This window comes from Phaeobacter sp. CC-HEC084, assembly GCF_059429255.1.
Genome location: NZ_JCAIJQ010000002.1, coordinates 746,789 through 769,241 on the forward strand (window position 1 = coordinate 746,789; position 22,453 = coordinate 769,241).

A 22,453-nucleotide genomic window follows, 5' to 3' on the forward strand; every position below is an offset into this window, starting at 1 on the left:
AAGACTGGACAGGCCTATATCATGACCCATCCCGCAGCCCCGAAGGCCAGCCATTTCATCAATGGCGCCTACGTCGAAAACACCGCTGGGACCGCCATTCCGGTGATCTATGCGGCCACCGGCGAAGAGATCGCCACCGTGCATGCCGCGACGTCCGAGATCATCGAAGAGGCGCTCGCCTCGGCTCAGGCGGCGCAAAAGGCCTGGGCGAAGATGACGGGTACCGAGCGCGGCCGTATCCTGCGCCGCGCCGCCGACATCATGCGCGAACGCAATCACGAGCTTTCGGTGCTGGAAACCTATGACACCGGTAAGCCCTTGCAGGAAACGCTGGTGGCGGATGCGACCTCTGGCGCCGATGCGCTGGAGTATTTCGGCGGTCTAGCCGCCAGCCTCACTGGCGAGCATATCCCGCTGGGCGAGGACTGGGTCTATACCGTGCGCGAACCCCTGGGGCTGTGCGTCGGGATCGGCGCCTGGAATTATCCCACTCAGATCGCCTGCTGGAAGGCGGCGCCGGCGCTGGCCTGTGGCAATGCCATGGTGTTCAAACCCTCCGAGACGACGACGCTCTGCGCCCTGAAGGTTGCCGAGATCCTGCACGAGGCGGGCCTGCCTGCAGGTGTGTTCAACGTGGTTCAGGGCATGGGCGAAGTTGGCGGCGCCTTGGTTGCCGACCCGCGCGTCGACAAGGTGTCGCTGACCGGATCGGTACCGACTGGCAAAAAGGTCTACGCTGCCGCCGCAGCCGACATGAAGCACGTCACCATGGAGCTGGGCGGCAAGTCGCCTCTGGTCATTTTTGACGATGCCGATATTGAAAACGCGGTTGGCGGTGCGATCAACGGCAACTTCTATTCTTCCGGGCAGGTTTGCTCGAACGGCACCCGGGTCTTTGTGCAAAAGGGTATCAAGGAGAAGTTCCTCGCGCGGTTGGCCGAGCGGACCAAAGGCGCGGTTCTGGGAGATCCGCAGGACGAGGCGGTCAACTTTGGCCCCATGGTGTCAGAACGGCAGATGGAGATCGTTCTGGGTTATATCGAAAAGGGTAAGGCCGAGGGCGCGCGCCTGATCTGCGGCGGCGAACGTGTGGACCGACCCGGCTATTTCATTGCGCCGACCGTCTTTGCTGACGTGACGGACGATATGGTGATCGCGCGCGAGGAGATCTTTGGTCCGGTGATGTCGGTTCTGGATTTCGAAACCGAGGAAGAGGTGATCGAACGCGCCAATGCCACGGAATTCGGCCTCTCCGCAGGTGTCTTTACTCGTGACTTCACTCGGGCTCACCGGGTGATCGGGGCGCTGGAGGCGGGCAGCTGCTTTATCAACTCCTACAACGACGCGCCGGTCGAGGCGCCCTTTGGCGGGGTCAAGGCCAGCGGTGTGGGGCGCGAGAACTCCAAGGAAGCCATCAAACACTTCAGCCAGGTCAAATCCGTCTATGTGCGCATGGGCGATGTCGAAGCGGCCTTCTGATTGCCCTTCCGGTCAACGCCCACCCACCCGCCCCGTCGCCCGGAAGGGCAACCGGGGCAGGGGGCAGGCCAGGTTTGGACGGGTCGTTGACCGGTGACGGAGAAATGCGATGAACGCTGATTATGTGATTGTGGGCGCCGGATCTGCTGGTTGTGCGCTGGCCTACCGGCTGAGCGAGGCCGGGCACCGGGTACTGGTGATCGAGCACGGGGGCACCGATATGGGGCCCTTTATCCAGATGCCCGCGGCGCTGTCCTATCCGATGAACATGTCGCTTTATGACTGGGGTTATAAATCCGAACCGGAGCAGCATCTGGGCGGGCGCGAATTGGTCTGCCCGCGTGGCAAGGTGATCGGAGGCTCTTCCTCGATCAACGGGATGGTCTATGTGCGCGGCCATGCCGGCGACTACAACCACTGGGCCGAAAGCGGCGCCCGGGGTTGGTCCTATGCGGATGTGCTGCCCTATTTCAAACGGATGGAAACCTGGCACGATGGGGGCCACGGCGGCGATCCTGACTGGCGCGGCACCGATGGTCCGCTGCACATCAGCCGCGGCCCGCGCGACAATCCGCTGCACGATGCCTTTGTCGAGGCCGGGCGGCAGGCCGGTTATCCGGTGACAGGCGACTATAACGGCCAGCAGCAGGAAGGCTTTGGCCCGATGGAGATGACTGTCTGGAAGGGACGGCGGTGGTCAGCGGCCAATGCCTATCTGCGTCCGGCCCTGAAGCGCGACACCTGCGATGTCATCCGCGCCCTGGCGCGCCGTATCGTGATCGAAGAGGGGCGTGCCACCGGGGTCGAGGTGGAGCGTGGCGGCAAGGTCGAGGTGATCCGGGCAAACCGGGAAGTGATCGTCTCGGCGTCCTCGCTGAACTCGCCGAAACTGCTGATGCTGTCCGGCATCGGACCGGCGGCCCATCTGGCCGAACACGGGATTGACGTGGTGGCGGATCGTCCGGGCGTGGGGCAGAACCTTCAGGACCACCTTGAGGTCTACATGCAGATGGCCTGCAGCCAGCCGATTACCCTTTACAAATACTGGAACCTTCTGGGCAAAGGGCTGGTCGGGGCGCAGTGGCTGTTCACCAAAACGGGTCTGGGCGCCTCCAACCAATTCGAAAGCGCGGCCTTCATCCGCTCGGACAAGGGGGTGGAGTATCCGGATATCCAGTACCATTTCCTGCCGATGGCGGTGCGCTATGATGGACAGGCGGCCGCCGAAGGACACGGGTTCCAGGCCCATGTCGGCCCCATGCGCTCACCCTCGCGCGGGAATGTCAGCCTGCGGTCCTCCGATCCCAAGGCTGCGCCGAAGATCCTGTTCAACTACATGAGCACCGAGCAGGATTGGGAGGATTTTCGCAAATGCATCCGCCTGACGCGGGAGATCTTTTCGCAGGATGCCTTCAAACCTTTCGTCAAGCATGAGATCCAGCCCGGCAATGAACTGCAGAGTGACGATGAGATCGACAGTTTCATCCGCGAGCATGCCGAAAGCGCCTATCACCCCTGTGGCACTTGCAAGATGGGAGCAGAGGATGATCCGATGGCGGTTGTGGATCCCGAATGCCGCGTCATCGGCGTCGATGGCCTGCGGGTGGCGGACAGCTCGATCTTCCCGCGCATTACCAATGGCAACCTCAATGGCCCGTCGATCATGACCGGCGAAAAGGCCGCAGATCACATTCTGGGACGTCGCCTGCCGTCTTCAAATGCCGAACCCTGGTTCCATCCGGGCTGGCAAGCCGCACAGAGGTAAGCCCCTCAATTACTGTTTGATAAGGCCGCCCCCTGCACCATGCAGCGGGGCGGTTTTCTGTTGGATCTGATGCGCCCCTGTTTCAAGCGCAGCAGAAATGTTGCTTGCGGGCCTTTGATTTGATCCCGGTCAAAGTGAGGCTTCAAACCAGCATCTAATGTCCTGTCAAACAATACAGATAAAGGAGCGAACAGATGTCCAACACGCCGCATGAACTGGCCCAGGAATTCCCCGACAAGGCGGAGTTGATCAGCCAGTTGAAACAATCCGATGCTCATTTCGCCAAGCTTGCGGATGAGTATCACGAGGTGAACCGCGCCGTACACCGTGCCGAAACCAATGTGGAGCCGGTCGAGGAGCTGGCCGAGGTTGAGATGCGCAAGAAACGTGCCGCACTCAAGGACGAAATCTGGAGCCTTCTGTCCGAAAAGGCCTGAAGCGCAGAGCGTTGGTAAAAAGTTCCGGGGTCCGCAATGCGGGCCCCATTTTGTGTCAGCTGACCTCGTAGGGCAGTACGCCACGCGCATCGGCATTGATGCTAAGACGGCGCTCCAGCGGTGGAACAGACCGTTGATGGCAGTCCTTGCGTTCGCAGATGCGGCAGGAAATGCCGATCGGCTCATAGGCCGAGGCGTTGTTCACATCCAGCGTATCGGCATAGATCAGCGCATCGGCATGGCGCACCTCGCAGCCCAGGGAGATGGCATAGCGCCGTACCGGAGAGCCGAAGGAGCCCCCCGGTTTGGATACGTCATGGGCCAGCGACAGGTAGCGCACCCCATCCGGGGTTTCGGCCAGTTGGCGCAGGAACCGGCCCGGCGTTTCAAAAGCCCGGTGCACGTTCCACAGCGGGCAGGCACCGCCAAAGCGGGCAAATTGCAGCCTTGTCGCAGAATGGCGTTTGGTGATGGTGCCGGCCTGATCCACTCGGACAAAGAAAAAGGGAATCCCCTTTGCGCCTGGCCGTTGCAGGGTCGATAGCCGGTGCGCGACCTGTTCGATCGAGGCGCCAAAATGGGTGGCCAGCCGCTCCAGATCGTGGCGGGTCTCCTGCGCAGCGGCGAGGAACCGGCCATAGGGCATCAGGGCAGCGCCCGCGAAATAATTGGCGAGGCCGATCTTGGCGATGGCGCGGGCTTCGCTGGTCTGGAAGCGGGCAAAATCCAGCGTCGCCTCCAGCAGGCTGTCCTGGCTGAGCAGCGCCACCTGCAGCAGCAGCTGAAATACCTGAGTAGAGGGGGCGCTGCGGTTTGAGAGCCTTAAGGTGCGGCTCTCGGCGTCGTAGCTGCGCAGCCCGGTCATATCCGTCATCTGAACCGTGATCCCGGCGTTTTCCAGCGCAGACAGAGCCGCAGCGCGCACGTCTGCCGCGCCGGCAAAGCGTTCTGCGGCCCGGTCCACCGCGTCGATGTAGTTGTCGCAATAATGGAAGAAATCGCGCACTTCCTCCCAGGGGCTGGCCTGTATACGGGCATCCTCGCGCCCCAGCGCTTCATCAAGAGAGGCAAGCCGTTCGTGGGTCTGCCGGTAGGCCCGGTGCAGCGTCAGGAAGGCACGCGCCAGCGCCGGTGCGTTCGATGCGGTCAGGCGCAGATCGGCCAAAGGCGGCGGGTCATCGGCAAAGACCGGGTCCGCCATCGCCTCGCGCATGTCGCTGACCAGGCGCTCGCTGTCACCGGTGCTCAGCTCGGTGACATCCATGCCGAATTCCTGCGCCAGAGCCAGCACCACGGTGGTCGACACCGGACGGTTGTTGTTCTCCATCTGGTTGAGATAGGGCAGGGAGACACCCAGCTTGGCGGCAAAATCCTTTTGCGTCAGCTCAAGCCGGGTCCGCATTTCGCGCAGCTTGGCTCCGGCATAAAGCTTTTGGGTGGCCATCGGGTCTACCTTTGCAAATCATATCCACGTTCAGTGTATAATTGCAAACCCAATGGGGCAAGGCGCTAGAGCTGCAGAGATTTTTCCCGCTGGATCACAAGGATGATGGCAAGAAGTCCCAGCACGGCTGTGACAAACATGATGGCCAGAAGCGGCACGGCTGTGGCGCCGGGTACCAGAACCCAGCCCGCCATCGCGCTCAGGCCTGCACCGCCGCCAATCATGATGGCGCCGCTAAGGCCCGAGGCAGACCCGGCCAGGTGCGGGCGCACGGAAATCGCGCCCGCAGTGGCATTCGGGATCGCCATACCATTGCCGAGGCCGACGCAAGTCATGAAGCCGAAGAAGGTATAAAGACTGTCCAGCCCGGCCAGAGCGATCCCCAGAGAGATAGCAACGCCGACCCCGTTGATGACACAGCCCCAAAGCACCATACGGTTGACGCCGAAGGCCATGGAAAAGCGCCCGGAAACAAAGTTCCCTAGGAAGTACCCGACTGCGGGCGCGGCAAAACAGATGCCGAGCGTCGCCGGGTCAAGGCCATAGACCTGTGTGCCGACAAAGGGCGCGCCGCCGAGGTAGGCAAAGAAGGCGCCGGAGGCCAGTCCAGAGGCCAGCGAATAACCCCAGAAGCGGGGCGAGCGGAACAGTTCGGGGTATTCCTTGAACTGCGCAAGCAGGGTTTTGCCGCTTTTCTGCGCGGTTTCCCCGAAATCGAAATAGGTCAGCGCGTAGGTGCCCAGTGCCAGCACCACCAGCAGCCAGAAGTTGGCCTGCCAGCCAAATATCTGGTCCAGAATCCCGCCGATCGCGGGGCTGATCATCGGGACCACAGCCATGCCCATAGTGACATAGCCGATCATGCTGGCAGCCTTGTCGGTGTCGTAGATGTCGCGCACCGCGGCACGGCTCAGCACCATGGTGGCGGCAATCGCAGCCTGTGCCATTCGGAAGAACAGAAAAATTTCCGCATTCGGGGCAAAGATGCAGCCGAGTGTGGCCAGCAGGAACAGGATAATACTGGCAAGAATCACAGGCCTGCGGCCCATCTTGTCCGAAATCGGGCCAACCAGAATCTGCACGACCGCGTTCACCGCCAGATAAAGCGCGACGGAGAGCTGCATCAGCCGGTAGTCGACCTCAAAATATACTGCCATGCCCGGCAGGGAAGGCAGAAAGACATTCATTGCGAGGGCAGAGATGCCGGCCAGAAGGATGAGCGTACCGATATGGGGCGCCGTTCGGGGCGCCCGGGGAGAGGTGTTCATGCGCGGATTAGTTGTCATGCTAAGGGGTTAGTGCAGCAGCGACAAATTGTCTATTGGTGATATTACACACCCCCTGTGCGCGGGCGGGGCCATCAATGTGCTCCCGCGCCGAATGGCGATGCCGTCAGATCAGAATGTCGTCGCTAATATCGGCCAGCGTAATGCCCTTGACCAACAGGGTGTCGGCGCCAAAGTCGAACAAAACGCCTTTTTCCGTGTCACTTGCCGCGGCAAGGAGGGTGGCCTGATCGCCGTGGCCAGTGATCTCAAGGCTATCCAAATCATCGGCAAAATCTCTGATCGTGTCGTTGCCGAAGCTGTTGTTGAACACGAACTTGTCATCCCCGCGACCGCCGAGCAGCCTGTCATTGCCGGACTGACCGTTCAGGATGTCGTTGCCGCCGTTGCCTTTCAGCGTATCATTGCCATTGCCGCCGAACAGCCGGTCCCGGTGTCCGCCTCCGCTCAGGAAATCCATGCTGTTGCCGCCGCGAAGAACGTCCCGTCCGGCGTTGCCTTCCAGATCATCGCGCCCACCCTGGCCAAACAGGCGATCCCGGCTGGCGCCGCCTTCGAGCTGGTCGTTGCCTCTTTGGCCAAAGATCGTGTCCTTGCCGCCGCCGCCCAGAAGGGTGTTGTTGCCGCCATTGCCAGTAATGCGGTCATCGCCAAGCCCGCCGGTGGCGTTCTCGATCTCGCTGCCAAAGGTGATCACCACGTCGCTTTCGGCATCAAAGCTGGAGAAGCTGCCCGCGCGCAAGTCAAAGACAACGCCATCCGCCCGGCCATTCGCATCAAGGGTGTCCTCTCCGCCGCTGTCCCAGATCGCATCAACGGTATTGGTGCGCGATCCGGTGTAGCGGGTGTCGCCGGTGTTGTAGTCGGCTGAGCCCCAGATGTCCTGCAGCGCCAGGACGTCGAACAGCATCATCGCATCGCTGTCCTGGCCGTTGATCGGGTTGGTAGTGTAGGACATGATGGAATAAAGGTTGCTGTCGTATTCCTCCGGCAGGTTGGTGTCCGGGTCGAATGTGTGCCGCAGGCCCATCGCGTGGCCCAGTTCGTGTAGCAGCAGATTCATTGCATCGGCCGAGGACAGATCGCGGCTCTCGTCAAAGACTACGAAGCCGTCCCATTCGGTAATGGTGGTGTCATAATAGCTGACACCGTAACCGCCATAGCCCGAGGTGTTGCCGGACAGGGTGACTGCGCCGACGTTGATATCCGGATCGTCCTCACCGCTGACCTCGGTAAATTCGACGTTCAGAAAACTCTCGATATGCGCCAGCGCGGTCTCGAAATTGGCCTTCTCGGCGGTCGTGAAATCCCGCCAGCCGCTGTAGGTGGTGTCTGTGGGGAGGTCACCCGGCTGCTGCGTACCGGCATATTGATAGGTGATCTCGAGCCGCGGAGCGCCAGTCGAGTTCAATGGATCGCTGTCGTAAAAGCGGGCGAATTGCAGGGCCTTGATGATTTCCGCTTGGCTCAGCATCTGATCATTCTCCTCACTGGTTACCGGGATCGACGGTTTACCGGGATCGACGGTTACTGATCAGAAGCTTACTGCCGGGTCGGGGTTGAGGAAAGAGGCGCTAGCGCGCGGTGCGCCAAGACCGGCGGTTTGCAGCCGGAAAATGCCGAGGATTTTGCTAAATATGCAAATTTGCTTATGGCGTATGCAAACGATTTGCAAATTTGCGACAAAGGGCTTTGGCCCAGACTGCCCCCGGGCTATGGTCGCCCGGAAATCTATAGGGGACCTGTGCCATGAAAGATATCCTTTCCGAGCTGGAAGAGCGCCGCGACACCGCGCGGCTGGGCGGTGGGCAAAAGCGGATCGATGCGCAGCATGGACGCGGCAAGCTGACAGCGCGCGAACGGATTGATCTGTTGCTGGACGAAGGCAGCTTTGAAGAATTCGACATGTTCGTCGCGCATCGCTGCACCGATTTTGGTATGGAAAAACAAAAGCCTGCTGGCGACGGTGTCGTCACCGGCTGGGGCACCATCAACGGCCGCATGGTTTATGTGTTCAGCCAGGACTTTACCGTCTTTGGCGGCTCGCTCAGCGAAACCCACGCGCAGAAAATCTGCAAGATCATGGACATGGCCGTGCAAAACGGCGCGCCGGTGATCGGCATCAACGACTCGGGCGGGGCCCGCATTCAGGAAGGCGTTGCCTCGCTCGCCGGTTATGCCGAGGTATTCCAGCGCAATATCATGGCTTCGGGCGTGGTGCCGCAGATCTCGGTTATCATGGGCCCCTGCGCGGGCGGCGCGGTCTATTCGCCTGCCATGACCGACTTCATCTTCATGGTCAAAGACAGCTCCTACATGTTCGTGACCGGCCCCGACGTGGTGAAAACCGTTACCAATGAGGTCGTCACCGCCGAGGAGCTGGGCGGTGCCTCGACCCACACCAAGAAATCCTCGGTTGCCGATGGCGCCTTTGAAAACGATGTCGAAGCACTGGCCGAAGTGCGCCGCCTGGTCGATTTCCTGCCGCTCAACAACCGCGAAAAGCCGCCGGTGCGCCCCTTCTTTGATGAGCCGGGTCGCATCGAGGAGAGTCTCGATACCCTGATCCCGGAAAACCCGAACACGCCTTACGACATGAAGGAGCTCATCACCAAGGTCGCGGACGAAGGTGATTTCTACGAGATCCAGGAAGATTTCGCCAAGAACATCATCACAGGGTTTATTCGCCTCGAAGGGCAGACCGTGGGTGTTGTCGCCAACCAGCCTATGGTTCTGGCCGGTTGCCTCGACATCGACTCCAGCCGCAAGGCAGCGCGTTTTGTGCGCTTCTGCGATTGTTTCGAAATCCCGATCCTGACGCTGGTCGACGTGCCGGGCTTCCTGCCGGGCACCACGCAGGAATATGGCGGTGTCATCAAACACGGTGCCAAGCTGCTGTTTGCCTATGGCGAAGCCACGGTTCCAAAAGTGACCGTCATCACCCGCAAGGCCTATGGCGGTGCCTATGACGTGATGGCCTCCAAGCACCTGCGCGGCGATTTCAACTACGCATGGCCGACAGCTGAAATTGCGGTGATGGGCGCCAAGGGCGCGACCGAAATCATTCACCGCGCCGATCTGGGCGATGCCGACAAGATCGCGGCCCACACCAAGGATTACGAAGACCGCTTCGCCAACCCCTTTGTCGCGGCCGAGCGCGGCTTCATCGACGAGGTGATCATGCCGCAATCCACCCGCAAGCGGGTCAGCCGGGCCTTCGCGAGCCTTCGTAACAAGAAGCTCGAGAATCCGTGGAAGAAACACGACAACATCCCGTTGTGATCTGCTGATGGCGCGTTCGTGGCATATCCTGCGCGAGGAGGGGGCTCTGACACTCTGTCGGCAGCGCCCGCCTCGGTTCGATGTGGCGGTGGCCGCGGATCTGCCCAAGGCGGATCCGTTGCGGCTGGCGCATCAGATCCGGCAGGATATGTGGCGGGCGTTGCAGGACGTGCGGGGGTTCTCTCCGGTGGTTCGGGTGGCGCAGACCGCCGAGGGCGTCAGGGTGACGGCTGGCGGTCGCGTCTTGGGGTTGGTGTCTCCGGTGCTGGCCGAGCGGATTGAAGCTGTGCTGGAAAAACCGGCAAACCGCGGGCGCTGGCTGCGCCATGCGGCGCGCGGGCAGGGGGCGGATCTGTGACTTTCCTGATGTGCGCCCTTTTCGGTGGCCCTTCCCGAGCCGTGGGAGAGGCAATAACCCACAACTCTGCATATGCGTGTGCGAGATTTGTGCGGCGCCAAAGAATGCCGCTTGGGCAAATCATTTTGCACAAATTTGTAACAACGTTTGACACAGAGGGCGAATCGGCTCCATGATCCGCCTCATCGGCATAAGGACAGCGCGCGCCGCGTGCGCAGCGCCTGCAGCCCCGGCAGGAGGAGCCCATCGTTTTTGGGGTCGGGGCTGCGGATATTTTGTGGCCGTCGTTTCTGGTTTCCTGAATATGATCGCAGCGTCTGCCGCTTCGGCAGGTGAGGCCGGAGTGGCGCCCATTTCCGTACCTTCTGGTCAGCCGGTCACCCTGTCTGAAGTGCTGCTGGATCGTGATCCTGGTGCACTGTGGCTGCGCTTGCGTTTCGTGGCGCCGCAGATTTCCCGCAATGGCGGCACAGCCACCCATGATCAGGCGATGGCCGATATGGATCACCTGTGCCAGGAACTGGCGCTCTCCTATATGCAGGAACACGCGCTGCAGCCGGAACGTATCGTCATCTCATTTGCCGATCGCGCTGTGCCCTTTGGTGTGCAGGATCCCGCCGCCACCCAGTATTTCGAAGCCTATCGTCCGAGTGGCGACACCTGCATCTGGGAGGGTTTCTGATGTATCTACAAGATCTTGCGACCCTCGACTGTAGTGCACCTTTGCCTGCGGCTTTGCGATCACAAAGCTACCGCTCCGCGTGTTTTCGATGTGAAAAGACCTGTCATTCGGCTATGATGCAGCTGGGCGGCGCAAATGCCGTCCGCATATTGAGGTCGAACCCTGCAGAGGTACTTCCCTCGGCGGGTTTCAGGACAATAATCAGGAGACAGAAATGTCCAAGAGCATCAAGCTTTTCACGCTGGCTGGTTTGCTGGCGACCGTCGCTGCATGCGGCTCAAAAGAAGAAGAATTTGTCGTGGTGGAGCCCGAGCCCATCTCGGTCGAACCGACCTACACCGGCAAATACAAGTAACATCGTCAGGGGTCCGGCCCTGTGGCCGGCCCCAGTCGCCGCGCGGGGTGCCGGACTGGAGGCATCACCATGCTGAAACACCGCGGGTTTCCCGGCCGTCTTCCGGGTACCGATTTCCAGTTCACCATTCGTCGTCCAAACCCCAAAGGGGTCACGCCGATCACTCAGCGTGAGCGGTTCCGCGACCGGCGTCCGCCGGACCGCAGGGCCGACGCGGCCTTTATGCGGGCGCTGTGGGAGAATTTTGGCGACCAGCCTTTCGAACGGGGCAACCTTGATGCCGGGCGGCTGAGCTGGCTGTTCGGGCGCGAAGTCGTGGCCGCCGAAGATCCCTTTGATCCCGAAGATTACGAGGCGCTGCTCGTTATCGACGTGGATGTCGCGCGTTTGTCCTTCCCTGAAGCCTTTGACGGGACCGCAGACTGATGGCTCTGGCGGGCTACCATATCACGGCGCTGCGCAACTGCGCTGCAGCCCCGGTGACTGGTGGTCCGTCCGCCCGCCTGTTTGGCGGCCAATGCCGGGATTCTGTGCGCTGCGTCGGCGTGAATTCGCACATGGGGCGCGCCTTTCAGCGGGAAGCTGCGCAGTCAGTGGCGTTGCAGAACACCGGGCTTTCCACCCCTGCCAATAGCTGCATTCTGGATGTGACAGTACGGAATGCTCGCGCTGTCACGCATCTGTTCCAGTCCCTTGACTTGGATGGGCAGGACCGCGCCCCCATCCGCGGCCTGCCTCTTTTTTTGCGGCGCAACATTTGCCTGTTCCTTGAGTGCATCCAGTGCGCGGAACCCCGCCACAGGCTGCGGGAAAGCGGGCGGTCCATCGCTCATTCCGGCACCCAGAGGCCCCGCGCGTTGCGGCTCGTTGGGCGTCCTGCAATCTTTTCTGGCCAGATAAATTCGGTCAGAAAAGGAAAACGGCAATGCAGGCAACACGGATACTCTCGCTCCTGGCCCTGTGCGGCGGATTGGCGGCCTGTGGGCAGTCAACCGGCGAGCAGGTCGTCTATGGCGCCAGCGCAGGCGCGCTCGGCTCGCTTTTGCTCGACGGCAACCCGGTCACCGGCGCCGCTGTCGGCACAGCTGCAAATCTCATCTACTGCAAGGAAAACCCTGGCAAATGCTGATCGCATTGCCGCGGCCCTTGCCCTGACATTCCGGCCCCTTGAGGCCGGTTCAACCACCGCGCAGATGCCGCGCCCGGGTGCGTCCCGGGGGCGGCGTTCTGCATTCCGGCTCAAGAGAGAACAAGGGACTGCCAATGTTTGATAAGATCCTGATCGCCAACCGGGGCGAGATCGCCTGCCGCGTCATCAAGACCGCGCGTAAAATGGGCATCAAGACCGTTGCCATCTATTCTGATGCGGACAAGCAGGCGCTGCATGTTCAGATGGCGGATGAGGCCGTGCACATCGGCCCGCCGCCCGCGAACCAGTCCTATATCGTGATCGACAAGGTCATGGAGGCCATCCGCCAGAGCGGCGCCCAAGCGGTGCATCCGGGTTATGGCTTCCTGTCTGAAAACTCCAAATTCGCCGAGGCGCTGGCCGCCGAGGGCGTGGCCTTTGTCGGCCCTCCGGTGGGCGCCATCGAAAGCATGGGTGACAAGATCACCTCCAAGAAGATTGCTCAGGAGGCAAACGTCAGCACGGTTCCCGGCTACATGGGCCTCATCGAGGACGCCGATGAGGCGGTGAAGATCTCGAACGAGATCGGCTACCCGGTGATGATCAAGGCCTCTGCCGGCGGCGGCGGCAAAGGCATGCGGATCGCCTGGAACGACGAAGAGGCCCGCGAAGGCTTCCAGTCCTCCAAGAACGAGGCGGCGAACTCTTTTGGCGATGACCGGATCTTTATCGAGAAATTCGTCACACAGCCGCGCCACATCGAAATTCAGGTACTTTGCGACACCCACGGCAACGGCATCTACCTCGGCGAGCGCGAATGCTCGATCCAGCGCCGCAACCAGAAAGTCGTCGAAGAAGCGCCGTCGCCTTTCCTTGATGAAGCCACCCGCAAGGCGATGGGTGAGCAGGCCGTCGCCCTGGCCAAGGCCGTGGGTTATGCCTCTGCCGGTACGGTGGAATTCATCGTTGATGGCGACAAGAACTTCTACTTCCTGGAAATGAACACCCGCCTGCAGGTGGAACACCCTGTGACCGAGCTGATCACCGGTGTCGATCTGGTCGAGCAGATGATCCGTGTCGCCGGTGGTGAGCCGCTGAGCATTACTCAGGATGATGTGAAACTGACCGGCTGGGCGATTGAAAACCGCCTTTACGCCGAAGATCCCTATCGCAACTTCCTGCCCTCCATCGGTCGTCTGACCCGTTATCGTCCCCCGGCAGAGCAAGCCTCTGGCCCGCTGCTGGAAAACGGCAAATGGCAGGGCGAAGCGCCCGAAGGCCCCGTCGCAGTGCGCAATGACACCGGCGTCTACGAGGGCGGCGAGATCTCGATGTATTACGATCCGATGATCGCCAAGCTTTGCACCTGGGCTCCGACCCGTGAGGCAGCGATTGCCGCCATGCGTGATGCGCTGGACGGGTTCGAGGTTGAGGGCATCGGTCACAACCTGCCGTTCTTGTCGGCTGTGATGGATCATCCGAAATTCGTTAGCGGTGATATGACCACCGCCTTTATCGCCGAAGAGTACCCGGACGGGTTTGAAGGCGTCGAACTGCCCGAGGCAGAGCTGCGCCGCATCGCAGCTGCCACCGCAGCCATGCACCGCGTCGCCGAAATCCGCCGCACTCGTGTGTCGGGCCGTATGGACAACCACGAACGCAAGGTGGGAACCGATTGGGTTGTGACCCTTCAGGGCCAGTCCTTCGATGTGACAATCGAGGCAGATCCCTCCGGCTCCACCGTGCGCTTTGCCGACGGGGAAACGGTCCGGGTGGCTTCGGACTGGACGCCGGGTGATCAGCTGGCGCGGGTTTCGACGGATGACAGCGGGCTGGTTCTGAAGGTTGGCAAGATCTCTGGCGGCTTCCGCATCCGCAGCCGCGGCGCCGATCTGAAGGTGCACGTGCGCACGCCGCGTCAGGCGGAACTCGCGCGCCTGATGCCCGAGAAGCTGCCGCCGGACACCTCCAAGATGCTGCTCTGCCCGATGCCTGGCCTGATCGTGAAGGTCGATGTCGAGGTTGGTCAGGAAGTGCAGGAAGGCCAGCCGCTTTGCACCGTTGAAGCGATGAAAATGGAAAACATCCTGCGCGCCGAACGCAAGGGGATTGTGTCCAAGGTCAACGCAAGCGCCGGTGACAGCCTCGCCGTGGACGATGTCATCATGGAGTTCGAATAAGGTGCAGCAGGGGGCAGCCATACTTGCCGGAGGGTTTGCGGGGCGATCTGCCGCGCGAGTCCGCCTGCGAGGCCGGACGGGGCATCGCCTTGGCTCCGGGGCTGCCCGTTATTGCGGTGGGTCTGACAACCCATGCACGAATTCTTCAGAATTTACTGGCAGATTAATCCGGACGGGGCGATGGGCCCGCGACCGCTCCTGCATGGTGGGGGTGGTTTCGTGCCGCGTCCAGCCCGCACGCGAGAGGTATCAAGGGTTTCCGGAGGCGCCACATGATCCGCATTGCTGTCAGTCTGCTGTCGGGCCTTTTGGTGCTGGCGGCCTGTGCGCTGGACAAGGAAGAGGAAGTGCGGGCGCAGATCGCGCCTTGGGTCAAGCTGGGCGAGACCTATTTCTTCGAATCCTCCAGCAGTTGCACTGCGGCGGTCTTCTACATCGAAAGCCCGCGCATCAGCTCGTTGGTGTCCCGGGCACGGTCGATGGCGACGGGCATGAATATGCTCTCGGCAGGCAAACCGGTCTATTTCGATGTTCGGGGCAAAACACCCAACGCGCTGACCGAGGAAATCATGTCTCGCGATCTGCCGCAGGGGATCAGCGTGCTGAACTCCGGTTTGGCTGGGGCACACTGCATGACCGAACTGGTCAAAGGCGTCTACTATCAGGCCATCATGAACCCGACTTCGCAGCTGATTTTCGTGCCGGATGGCGATGCGATGATCGTGCTCGACCGGCAGGCCGGGGCGCTGATCTACGTGCGCGGCAGCGGCTGACGCCTCAGCTGCCGCGGCGTTCTTCGACCTCGCGCAGGCGCGATGGGAATTTGTCGATGGTCCGGGTCAGCTCCCGCACTGTCCAGGGATGCGGTTTTCGCAGTTTCACACCGCCGTCTTTGCCCACCAACACCAGCATAAAGCCGCGCGGGCGCAGTTTCTTGCGCAGGTCGGACCGCGCGCTTGGATCGGTGTCGGTCAGAACAATCACGTCCCGGTCCAGCAAATCCGCCGCACGTTTTGCCAGCCGTTCCATCTGGTCGTGGAATCGCGGATCCTCGGGGCTGTCGGCAAAGACCACAACGGGCCGTTTGTGCCACAGGAAATCGCTCAGATCGCCTTTGTACTCTGGTTCGATCCACCCTGTGGTATCGGCGGTGGTTGCTTCCTCGGCGCTGGCACCGGCTGCAATGGTGGCGCAGGGAAGAAAAGCTGTCAGAACAAGGGCTAGGATTGGTTTCATGATCTCTCCTGTTGCTGTCAATATATGCCGCGCCGGTGCGAATGCGATGGCCGAATGTGTCCGAGCCGAAAAAAATTCAGAGGACATTAACCGCTTTGAGAGGGTGAAGAGGGCATGATCCGTCCGTCTCCCTCTGATGGTCCGCAAAAACGGACCCCGTCCAAAGGACTGGAAAAGCGATGCAAGTAATTGTTCATGTCGGTGCTCATCGGTGCGCCACCACCTCGTTTCAGGATTATCTGCGGTTCAATGCCGCCACGCTGGCCGAACAGCGGCTGGAGGTCTGGGGCCCGGATCTGACCCGGGACGGGCTGTTTCACGGCATTCAACCAACCCCGTCCGTGGGCAGCGCTGCGGCGGCGTCTAAACGGGCGCGTGGGCGGCTTCGGATGCGTCTGGACCAGAGCCGCGATGCGGGTACCGAGCAGTTGCTGATCAGCGACGAGAACATGATCGGCAGCGTGCGGGAAAACCTGCGACTTGCCGGGCTCTACTGCGGGATCGGAGAGCGTCTGGCGCGCTTCAACGAAGCCTTTGATGGCAGGGTGTCGGTGCTGGCGGTGAACCTGCGCAGCCTCGAAGCTTACTGGACCTCAGCGCTGACCTATGCGGTGGCGCGCGGGCATCGGGTGCCAGCGACAGGGCAGTTGAACCGGCTGCTGGAAAGCACCCGCAGCTGGCGGGATGTGCTGACCGACATGGCCTGTAGCATGCCGGATACTGAAATCCGGGTGTTGCCTTTTGAAACCTTTGGGGGCCGCCCCGAGTTGCAGCTGGAGCTGCTGACCGGGTGCAAGGCGCCGCGCGAAAACGCCCGCATGCGCCATGCAGCGTCCCCGCGACTGGAAGAGCTGCGCGGCATGATCCCAACCTCGGCCGCCCGGAGCCTGCCCGAAGGAGAGGGTCGCTGGCGCCCCCTGGACGAGGTGCAAAGCGCGGTGCTGCGCGAGCGTTACGCTGATGATCTCATGTGGCTGGCCTCGGGCGCCGATGGCCTGGCCCGTATAATGTATGACCCGGAAAAACAGGTGGCGGGACAAAACCCGCTCCGTACCGACTTGACGAGAGGAAGACCCCATGACGAAGACAGACGATTGGCGGGCTCTGGCTGAAAAAGAGCTGCGTGGCCGCCCGCTTGAGGACCTGACCTGGCAGACGCTCGAAGGGATCGACGTCAAGCCGCTTTACACCGAGGAAGACACCAAGGCGCTGCCCCATATGGGCACGCTTCCAGGGTTCGGCCCGTTCACGCGCGGCGTGAAGGCGACCATGTACGCAGGCCGCCCCTGGACCATCCGGCAATACGCCGGATTCTCTACCGCCGAAGAAAGTAACGCATTCTACCGCCGCAACCTGGCCGCCGGTCAGCAGGGCGTTTCGGTTGCCTTCGACCTGGCCACCCACCGCGGTTATGACAGCGACCACCCCCGCGTGGTGGGCGATGTCGGCAAGGCCGGCGTTGCCATCGACAGTGTCGAGGACATGAAAATCCTCTTTGACGGTATCCCGCTCGACAAGGTCTCGGTGTCAATGACCATGAACGGCGCGGTGATCCCGATCCTGGCGAACTTCATCGTCGCAGGCGAAGAGCAGGGGCACGACAAGAGCCTGCTGGCGGGCACCATTCAGAACGACATTCTGAAAGAGTTCATGGTGCGCAACACCTATATCTATCCGCCCGAACCCTCGATGCGGATCATTTCGGACATCATCGAATACACATCGAACGAGATGCCGAAATTCAACTCCATCTCGATCTCGGGCTACCACATGCAGGAAGCCGGCGCGAACCTGGTGCAGGAACTGGCCTATACGCTGGCTGATGGGCGTGAATACGTGCGCGCGGCGATTGAGGCCGGGATGGACGTGGACAAGTTCGCAGGCCGTCTGTCCTTCTTCTTTGCCATCGGCATGAACTTCTTCATGGAGATCTCTAAACTGCGGGCCGCGCGTACCCTGTGGCACCGGGTGATGACCGACTTTGGCGCGAAGAACGATCGTTCCAAGATGCTGCGCACCCACTGCCAGACCTCGGGCGTCAGCTTGCAAGAGCAGGATCCCTATAACAACGTGATCCGCACCGCCTATGAAGCGATGTCTGCGGTTCTGGGCGGCACCCAGTCGCTGCATACCAACGCGCTGGACGAAGCGATTGCCCTGCCGACGGATTTCTCGGCTCGTATCGCGCGGAATACCCAACTGGTGCTGCAGGAAGAAACCGGCGTCACCAATGTGGTCGACCCGCTGGCCGGTTCCTACTACGTGGAAAGCCTGACGAATGAGCTGATCGACAAGGCCTGGGCCCTGATGGAAGAGGTCGAGGAGATGGGCGGCATGACCAAGGCGGTCGCCTCTGGCATGCCCAAGCTGCGCATCGAAGAAAGCGCTGCCCGTCGCCAGGCGATGATCGACCGTGGCGAAGAGGTGATCGTCGGCGTCAACAAGTACCGCAAGGAAAAAGAAGACCCGATCGACATTCTGGACGTGGATAACGTCAAGGTCCGCGAAAGCCAGATCGCCCGGCTCGACCAGATCCGCGCCAGCCGCGACGACGCGGCCTGCACGGCTGCCTTGGATGAAGTCACCCGCGTGGCCAAGGAAGGTGGCAACCTTCTGGCCGCCGCAGTCGAAGCTGCCCGCGCCCGGGCTTCGGTCGGAGAGATCAGCATGGCGATGGAAAAGGAATTCGGCCGTCACAGCGCCGAGGTGAAAACCCTGGCCGGTGTGTATGGCGCCGCGTACGAAGGCGACGAAGGTTTTGCCGCGATCCAGAAATCGATCGATGAATTCGCTGCAGATGAAGGACGCCGTCCGCGTCTTCTGGTGGTGAAAATGGGGCAGGACGGTCACGACCGCGGCGCCAAGGTGATCGCGACCGCCTTTGCTGATATCGGTTTTGACGTCGACGTAGGCCCGCTGTTCCAGACCCCGGATGAGGCCGCACAGGATGCTATCGACAACGATGTGCATGTGGTCGGGATCTCCAGCCAGGCCGCAGGTCACAAGACGCTGGCGCCGCAGCTGGTTCAGGCGCTGAAAGAGCAAGGCGCAGAGGATATCATCGTGATCTGCGGCGGTGTTATTCCGCAGCAGGACTATCAGTTCCTCTATGACAATGGCGTCAAGGCGATCTTCGGCCCCGGTACCAATATCCCCGAGGCGGCGCAGGATATCCTGAAACTGATCCGCGAGGCGCGCAGCTGATCCTTGCGGTCAGCGCGTTGGCCTGAAAAAGAGACACCCGGTGCCCCGTGGCGCCGGGTTTTCTGTTTCAGTCGCCTTCCCCTCGTCAGGATCAGCGGTGCGTCCGGTTCTCCCATACTGAATAACCGCCCACGCCAAAATCCGCATCTGGCGCCTCATCCAGCATATGCAACATCTCGATGGAATGGCCGTCCGGATCCTTGAAATAGACAGAGACAGCAGGCATCCAGCCCAGAACCACAGGCTCATCCGCCGGTGCGCCATTAAATCCAAGCGGTGTGATACCCTGGGTGGGCAGGCGCTCAAAGGACTGAAGTACTGCCTCTTTTGTGGCGCGAAAGGCAAAATGCAGCTGCATGCTCAGCGGCGCGCTGCCCGCGCCCCAAAGCCCCAGCATCCCGGTTTCTTTTGGTCCGGCCCAGAGAAACGCGACATTGCGCTCCGGCAGCCGCCGGGCCAGCGGCAACCCCAACTGGCCGCAATAAAACGCCAGCGACTGGTCCAGATCCCGCACCGGCAGGTGGGTTTCATAGATGCCAAGGATATGTTGAGCGGCCCATTGTTCTGGCGGCAGTTGGTCGTGCATGATCTTCTCCGGTTCCGGCGGGGCGTGACCCCGCGGGTCTGTGCTGTGTGTCGTGATGCGCGCGTTTCTACGCGGCGCGAGGCCGAGCAGGGCGCCTGATGATTCCAAGCCTAATTTCTCAAGTTGACTTTAGATCAAGCTGAATCGGCCCCCCAGTCAGACCCGCGATGTTGCTATGCGCCCTTCGGCTCAGGTGGCGGGTTTCCTTCCGCTGTGAATTTGCTAGGGTCCGCGCGAAAGACAACGACACAAATCAGTCGCAACAGGGGCTTAGCCATGGAACTGGATCACATTGCCGTCGCCGGTGAAACGCTTGCGGAGGCCACGGCCCATGTCGAAGCCGCGCTTGGCGTGCCGCTTCAGACAGGCGGGCAGCACCCGGTATTCGGCACGCACAACCGGCTTTTGGGGCTGGCGGACGGGCTTTATCTGGAGGCCATCGCCATTGATCCCGAGGCAACGCCGGAACGCAGCCCGCGCTGGTTCGATCTGGACAGTTTCACCGGGGCGCCGCGCCTGACCAACTGGATCTGCCGGGCTACCGGCCTGCCGGAATTGCTGGAGCGGATGCCGGATGGGGCCGGGATCCCGGTGCCGCTGACCCGAGGCGATCTGGTCTGGGATATGGCAGTGCCCGCCGATGGCAAGCTGCCTTTTGACAATCTGTTTCCGGCGCTCATCGAATGGCACAGCGCCCATCCCGCGCCCCGGCTGGAGCAGCAGGGCTGCGCGTTGCGGCGCCTTGTGATCGCGCATCCCGATGCGGCCGATCTTGAAGCGCTTTTGCCGCTCAACGACGGTCGGTTGGTGTTTGAAACCGGACCTGCTGCCATGGAGGCAGAATTCGACACGCCGCACGGTATTCGTCTGCTGCGTTAAAAAATCATCTGTTTCCGGTGCCTGTGGTCCTGACAGGTCGCGCAAACCGCATTAGGCTTTTCTTATGTCTCTTTGGAGCCGCATATCTGATGCGCTGGGCGCGCTGGCCAAGGGTGAAAGCCTGGCGGATGTTTTTGACCGCCTGCGGGCGCCACCTGAACGTACCGTGGGTTTTGCCATCGCGGTGATCGCGCTGGGGGCCAAGATGGCCAAGGCGGACGGGCAGGTCACCCGGGATGAGGTGACTGCCTTTCGCGAGGTGTTCCAGATCGCCCGCGATGACGAGGCAGGCGCGGCGCGGGTCTTCAACATGGCGCGCACCGATGTGGCGGGCTATCAGGACTATGCGGCGCGTATCCAGCGCATGTTTGCCAATGATCCGGCGACCCTTTGCGATCTGATGGAAGGGCTGTTTCACATCGCGCTGGCAGATGGGTTCTATCATCCCGGCGAGAATGAGTTTCTGGAAGAGGTTAGCCGTATCTTCGGTCAGACTCCGCAACAGTTCACCGCCCTGCGCGCGCGGTTTGTGACCGATGCGCCAAAGGATCCCTATACGGTGCTGGGGGTGTCGGCGGATATGCCGATTGATGAAATCCGCAAGCATTGGCGCAAACTGGTGCGGGAAACCCATCCCGATGCGATGCTGGCTCGGGGAGTCCCCGAAGAGGCGGTGCGTCTGGCGGAAAAGCGGATGATCGACATCAACCGTGCCTGGGACGAGATCAACGGATGCGGGGCACATGCGGCTGGTCACCTATAATATCGAGTGGTTTTCACACCTCTTCGACAAGAATGACCAGCTTATTCTGGACAATAAACCCTCGGGGCGGCACGGGGTGGATCGCTACACCCAAGGGGTATCGCTGGCGCATGTTTTCCAGACGCTTGATGCCGACGCGGTGATGGTGATCGAGGCGCCCAATACCGGGCGGCGGCAGCGGACCGTGCGCGCTCTTGGCGCTTTTGCCGCCGAGGCGGGGCTGCGCGCCAATGAGGTGATCAGCGGCTTTGCCACCGATACCCATCAGGAAATCGCCCTGATGTATGACCCTGCGGTGCTGAGCGCCGAACACGATGCCCGGAGCAGCAAGGAAGCGCCGCGTTTCGATACCCGTTTCGAGCTGGACCTCGACACCGATTCCATCCCGGAACATGTGCGGTTTTCAAAGCCGCCGCTGGAGCTGAACGTCACGACAGCCGGGGGGAAGACCCTGCGGATGATCGGCGCGCACCTGAAATCCAAGGCGCCCTATGGGGTGAAGGGACATGACGCCATCATCCAGCGCGCCATTGAGAACCGGCGCACGCAGTTGGCACAGGCGATCTGGCTGCACCGGCGCATTGCCGATCATATCGCGGCAGGGGATGATCTGATCCTGATGGGCGATCTGAACGATGGTCCGGGTCTGGATGAATACGAGCGCCTATTCGGGCAATCCTCGGTTGAGATTATCATGGGGCAGGATCTGACCGACCCCCATGCCGAAAGCCTGAAAAAGCCCCGGCCAGGCATCGTGCCCAGCACCGCGCGGTTTTATGATGAGGAAAAGAAACGGTTCTTCCGGGCGTGCCTTGACTATGTGATGATTTCACAAAGCCTGACGGCCTATAATCCTCGCTGGCGGATCTGGCACCCGTTCGAGGACGCTGATTGCTATGCCGATGAGGTCCTGCGGGAGGCGCTGCTCATGGCCTCGGATCATTTCCCTGTCAGCCTCGATATCGATCTGACTTAAAATCATCGCATAGGAAGCTTATATTGGACCCATGAAACGGTTTTTACATGTAAGTGCCGCCTGCCTGCTGTGCCTGTCCGCCCCTGTGGCGGCGCAGGAGAGCGAGGAGAATGGTAAGGGTTTGATGGAAAAGGGCGCTGAGCTGTTCTGGGAAGGGCTGCGCAAGGAAATGGCCCCCGCGCTGGAAGATCTGGAAGGGTTGGCCGCAGAAATCGGCCCCTCCATGCGGGAATTTCTGTCCGAGATGGGACCGGCGCTGGCAGCCATTGCGGCCGAGGTCGAGGACTGGAGCAGCTACGAGCTGCCGGAAATCCTGCCCAATGGCGATATCATCATCCGGAAAAAGCCAGAGGCGCCCTCTCCTGAAGAGAAGGACGAAGTCCCGGAGAACGGCGTTACCGATCTCTAAGGG

23 protein-coding genes are annotated in these 22,453 nt (G+C 61.2%); 17 read left to right on the forward strand and 6 right to left on the reverse strand.

From position 1 onward, the window contains the following. Positions 1-21: 21 nt before the first annotated feature. From betB to AC5SSZ_RS03995, 3 genes are all read left to right on the forward strand, one after another. The gene (gene betB / locus AC5SSZ_RS03985; RefSeq protein WP_495437086.1) at positions 22-1,479 is read left to right on the forward strand and encodes a betaine-aldehyde dehydrogenase; all 1,458 of its coding nucleotides are present in this window, start codon (positions 22-24) and stop codon (positions 1,477-1,479) included. A 109-nt stretch (positions 1,480-1,588) separates the two neighbouring features. Next, complete coding sequence (gene betA / locus AC5SSZ_RS03990; protein WP_065270762.1) at positions 1,589-3,244, forward strand: choline dehydrogenase; 1,656 nt, start codon at positions 1,589-1,591, stop codon at positions 3,242-3,244. 194 nt (positions 3,245-3,438) lie between these two features. Beyond that, the gene (locus AC5SSZ_RS03995; RefSeq protein ID WP_274828360.1) at positions 3,439-3,681 is read left to right on the forward strand and encodes an HP1242/YdcH family protein; all 243 of its coding nucleotides are present in this window, start codon (positions 3,439-3,441) and stop codon (positions 3,679-3,681) included. A 55-nt stretch (positions 3,682-3,736) separates the two neighbouring features. Here the strand turns inward: AC5SSZ_RS03995 and AC5SSZ_RS04000 are convergent, their stop codons facing one another. The 3 genes from AC5SSZ_RS04000 to AC5SSZ_RS04010 form a co-directional block, all read right to left on the reverse strand. Further along, positions 3,737-5,125, reverse strand: a complete 1,389-nt coding sequence (locus AC5SSZ_RS04000) for a helix-turn-helix domain-containing protein (RefSeq protein ID WP_065270760.1) — start codon at positions 5,123-5,125, stop codon at positions 3,737-3,739. 65 nt (positions 5,126-5,190) lie between these two features. Further along, positions 5,191-6,393: a multidrug effflux MFS transporter gene (locus tag AC5SSZ_RS04005; RefSeq protein ID WP_495437089.1), complete on the reverse strand. Its 1,203-nt coding sequence runs from the start codon at positions 6,391-6,393 to the stop codon at positions 5,191-5,193. A 124-nt stretch (positions 6,394-6,517) separates the two neighbouring features. Next, complete coding sequence (locus AC5SSZ_RS04010) at positions 6,518-7,885, reverse strand: M10 family metallopeptidase C-terminal domain-containing protein (protein ID WP_495437091.1); 1,368 nt, start codon at positions 7,883-7,885, stop codon at positions 6,518-6,520. Between the two features lie 275 nt (positions 7,886-8,160). On the opposite strand from AC5SSZ_RS04010, the gene AC5SSZ_RS04015 reads away from it, so the two are divergent. The 5 genes from AC5SSZ_RS04015 to AC5SSZ_RS04035 all read left to right on the forward strand — a co-directional run bounded on the left by AC5SSZ_RS04015 (position 8,161) and on the right by AC5SSZ_RS04035 (position 11,514). Next, complete coding sequence (locus AC5SSZ_RS04015) at positions 8,161-9,693, forward strand: acyl-CoA carboxylase subunit beta (RefSeq protein ID WP_274828364.1); 1,533 nt, start codon at positions 8,161-8,163, stop codon at positions 9,691-9,693. A 7-nt stretch (positions 9,694-9,700) separates the two neighbouring features. After that, on the forward strand, positions 9,701-10,051 hold the full coding sequence (locus tag AC5SSZ_RS04020) for a hypothetical protein (protein WP_274832506.1): 351 nt from the start codon (positions 9,701-9,703) through the stop codon (positions 10,049-10,051). 277 nt (positions 10,052-10,328) lie between these two features. After that, positions 10,329-10,733, forward strand: a complete 405-nt coding sequence (locus AC5SSZ_RS04025) for a DUF6497 family protein (protein ID WP_342456572.1) — start codon at positions 10,329-10,331, stop codon at positions 10,731-10,733. A gap of 214 nt (positions 10,734-10,947) precedes the next feature. Then, complete coding sequence (locus AC5SSZ_RS04030) at positions 10,948-11,088, forward strand: hypothetical protein (protein ID WP_165832697.1); 141 nt, start codon at positions 10,948-10,950, stop codon at positions 11,086-11,088. 69 nt (positions 11,089-11,157) lie between these two features. After that, positions 11,158-11,514, forward strand: coding sequence for a hypothetical protein (locus tag AC5SSZ_RS04035; protein ID WP_274828367.1), 357 nt, complete (start codon positions 11,158-11,160; stop codon positions 11,512-11,514). A gap of 164 nt (positions 11,515-11,678) precedes the next feature. On the opposite strand, the gene AC5SSZ_RS04040 is transcribed toward AC5SSZ_RS04035, so the two are convergent. After that, the gene (locus tag AC5SSZ_RS04040) at positions 11,679-11,921 is read right to left on the reverse strand and encodes a hypothetical protein (RefSeq protein WP_274828368.1); all 243 of its coding nucleotides are present in this window, start codon (positions 11,919-11,921) and stop codon (positions 11,679-11,681) included. A gap of 92 nt (positions 11,922-12,013) precedes the next feature. Between AC5SSZ_RS04040 and AC5SSZ_RS04045 the strand changes: the two genes are divergently transcribed. The 3 genes from AC5SSZ_RS04045 to AC5SSZ_RS04055 all read left to right on the forward strand — a co-directional run bounded on the left by AC5SSZ_RS04045 (position 12,014) and on the right by AC5SSZ_RS04055 (position 15,170). After that, positions 12,014-12,217 (forward strand): hypothetical protein, encoded by a 204-nt coding sequence (locus AC5SSZ_RS04045; RefSeq protein ID WP_065270752.1) that lies wholly within the window; start codon positions 12,014-12,016, stop codon positions 12,215-12,217. 134 nt (positions 12,218-12,351) lie between these two features. Further along, on the forward strand, positions 12,352-14,397 hold the full coding sequence (locus tag AC5SSZ_RS04050) for an acetyl-CoA carboxylase biotin carboxylase subunit (RefSeq protein WP_274828369.1): 2,046 nt from the start codon (positions 12,352-12,354) through the stop codon (positions 14,395-14,397). 272 nt (positions 14,398-14,669) lie between these two features. Further along, a complete protein-coding gene (locus AC5SSZ_RS04055; protein ID WP_065270750.1) occupies positions 14,670-15,170 on the forward strand; it encodes a hypothetical protein in 501 nt (166 codons plus the stop codon). A 4-nt stretch (positions 15,171-15,174) separates the two neighbouring features. Here the strand turns inward: AC5SSZ_RS04055 and AC5SSZ_RS04060 are convergent, their stop codons facing one another. Continuing rightward, positions 15,175-15,633, reverse strand: coding sequence for a DUF4174 domain-containing protein (locus AC5SSZ_RS04060; protein WP_495437099.1), 459 nt, complete (start codon positions 15,631-15,633; stop codon positions 15,175-15,177). 179 nt (positions 15,634-15,812) lie between these two features. Between AC5SSZ_RS04060 and AC5SSZ_RS04065 the strand changes: the two genes are divergently transcribed. After that, positions 15,813-16,745, forward strand: coding sequence for a hypothetical protein (locus AC5SSZ_RS04065; protein WP_065270748.1), 933 nt, complete (start codon positions 15,813-15,815; stop codon positions 16,743-16,745). Further along, entirely contained in the window at positions 16,711-18,837 is a 2,127-nt protein-coding gene (gene scpA, locus AC5SSZ_RS04070) for a methylmalonyl-CoA mutase (protein WP_495437101.1), read from the forward strand. The genes AC5SSZ_RS04065 and scpA overlap by 35 nt, the downstream gene beginning before the upstream one ends. A 91-nt stretch (positions 18,838-18,928) precedes the next feature. Here the strand turns inward: scpA and AC5SSZ_RS04075 are convergent, their stop codons facing one another. Then, positions 18,929-19,423: a VOC family protein gene (locus tag AC5SSZ_RS04075; protein ID WP_495437103.1), complete on the reverse strand. Its 495-nt coding sequence runs from the start codon at positions 19,421-19,423 to the stop codon at positions 18,929-18,931. A 276-nt stretch (positions 19,424-19,699) separates the two neighbouring features. Between AC5SSZ_RS04075 and AC5SSZ_RS04080 the strand changes: the two genes are divergently transcribed. The 4 genes from AC5SSZ_RS04080 (at position 19,700) to AC5SSZ_RS04095 (ending at position 22,450) form a co-directional block, all read left to right on the forward strand. Continuing rightward, positions 19,700-20,302, forward strand: a complete 603-nt coding sequence (locus AC5SSZ_RS04080) for a VOC family protein (RefSeq protein WP_347509919.1) — start codon at positions 19,700-19,702, stop codon at positions 20,300-20,302. A 64-nt stretch (positions 20,303-20,366) separates the two neighbouring features. Then, positions 20,367-21,065 carry a molecular chaperone DjiA gene (locus AC5SSZ_RS04085; protein WP_274828372.1) on the forward strand — a complete coding sequence of 233 codons (699 nt, stop codon included), beginning with the start codon at positions 20,367-20,369 and terminating at the stop codon, positions 21,063-21,065. Beyond that, positions 21,046-22,041: an endonuclease/exonuclease/phosphatase family protein gene (locus tag AC5SSZ_RS04090; RefSeq protein ID WP_274838647.1), complete on the forward strand. Its 996-nt coding sequence runs from the start codon at positions 21,046-21,048 to the stop codon at positions 22,039-22,041. Before AC5SSZ_RS04085 ends, AC5SSZ_RS04090 begins: the two co-directional genes overlap by 20 nt. Before the next feature lie 31 nt (positions 22,042-22,072). Then, positions 22,073-22,450 carry a hypothetical protein gene (locus tag AC5SSZ_RS04095; RefSeq protein WP_274835714.1) on the forward strand — a complete coding sequence of 126 codons (378 nt, stop codon included), beginning with the start codon at positions 22,073-22,075 and terminating at the stop codon, positions 22,448-22,450. Positions 22,451-22,453: the final 3 nt, after the last annotated feature.

Bases quoted from the DNA above. Each gene is read 5' to 3' on its own strand.
- betB (WP_495437086.1), top strand. From the start codon at position 22: ATGACCCATCCCGCAGCCCCGAAGGCCAGCCATTTCATCAATGGCGCC.
- betA (WP_065270762.1), top strand. From the start codon at position 1,589: ATGAACGCTGATTATGTGATTGTGGGCGCCGGATCTGCTGGTTGTGCG.
- AC5SSZ_RS03995 (WP_274828360.1), top strand. From the start codon at position 3,439: ATGTCCAACACGCCGCATGAACTGGCCCAGGAATTCCCCGACAAGGCG.
- AC5SSZ_RS04000 (WP_065270760.1), bottom strand. From the start codon at position 5,125: ATGGCCACCCAAAAGCTTTATGCCGGAGCCAAGCTGCGCGAAATGCGG.
- AC5SSZ_RS04005 (WP_495437089.1), bottom strand. From the start codon at position 6,393: ATGAACACCTCTCCCCGGGCGCCCCGAACGGCGCCCCATATCGGTACG.
- AC5SSZ_RS04010 (WP_495437091.1), bottom strand. From the start codon at position 7,885: ATGCTGAGCCAAGCGGAAATCATCAAGGCCCTGCAATTCGCCCGCTTT.
- AC5SSZ_RS04015 (WP_274828364.1), top strand. From the start codon at position 8,161: ATGAAAGATATCCTTTCCGAGCTGGAAGAGCGCCGCGACACCGCGCGG.
- AC5SSZ_RS04020 (WP_274832506.1), top strand. From the start codon at position 9,701: ATGGCGCGTTCGTGGCATATCCTGCGCGAGGAGGGGGCTCTGACACTC.
- AC5SSZ_RS04030 (WP_165832697.1), top strand. From the start codon at position 10,948: ATGTCCAAGAGCATCAAGCTTTTCACGCTGGCTGGTTTGCTGGCGACC.
- AC5SSZ_RS04035 (WP_274828367.1), top strand. From the start codon at position 11,158: ATGCTGAAACACCGCGGGTTTCCCGGCCGTCTTCCGGGTACCGATTTC.
- AC5SSZ_RS04040 (WP_274828368.1), bottom strand. From the start codon at position 11,921: ATGAGCGATGGACCGCCCGCTTTCCCGCAGCCTGTGGCGGGGTTCCGC.
- AC5SSZ_RS04045 (WP_065270752.1), top strand. From the start codon at position 12,014: ATGCAGGCAACACGGATACTCTCGCTCCTGGCCCTGTGCGGCGGATTG.
- AC5SSZ_RS04050 (WP_274828369.1), top strand. From the start codon at position 12,352: ATGTTTGATAAGATCCTGATCGCCAACCGGGGCGAGATCGCCTGCCGC.
- AC5SSZ_RS04055 (WP_065270750.1), top strand. From the start codon at position 14,670: ATGATCCGCATTGCTGTCAGTCTGCTGTCGGGCCTTTTGGTGCTGGCG.
- AC5SSZ_RS04060 (WP_495437099.1), bottom strand. From the start codon at position 15,633: ATGAAACCAATCCTAGCCCTTGTTCTGACAGCTTTTCTTCCCTGCGCC.
- AC5SSZ_RS04065 (WP_065270748.1), top strand. From the start codon at position 15,813: ATGCAAGTAATTGTTCATGTCGGTGCTCATCGGTGCGCCACCACCTCG.
- scpA (WP_495437101.1), top strand. From the start codon at position 16,711: ATGACGAAGACAGACGATTGGCGGGCTCTGGCTGAAAAAGAGCTGCGT.
- AC5SSZ_RS04075 (WP_495437103.1), bottom strand. From the start codon at position 19,423: ATGCACGACCAACTGCCGCCAGAACAATGGGCCGCTCAACATATCCTT.
- AC5SSZ_RS04080 (WP_347509919.1), top strand. From the start codon at position 19,700: ATGGAACTGGATCACATTGCCGTCGCCGGTGAAACGCTTGCGGAGGCC.
- AC5SSZ_RS04085 (WP_274828372.1), top strand. From the start codon at position 20,367: ATGTCTCTTTGGAGCCGCATATCTGATGCGCTGGGCGCGCTGGCCAAG.
- AC5SSZ_RS04090 (WP_274838647.1), top strand. From the start codon at position 21,046: ATGCGGCTGGTCACCTATAATATCGAGTGGTTTTCACACCTCTTCGAC.
- AC5SSZ_RS04095 (WP_274835714.1), top strand. From the start codon at position 22,073: ATGAAACGGTTTTTACATGTAAGTGCCGCCTGCCTGCTGTGCCTGTCC.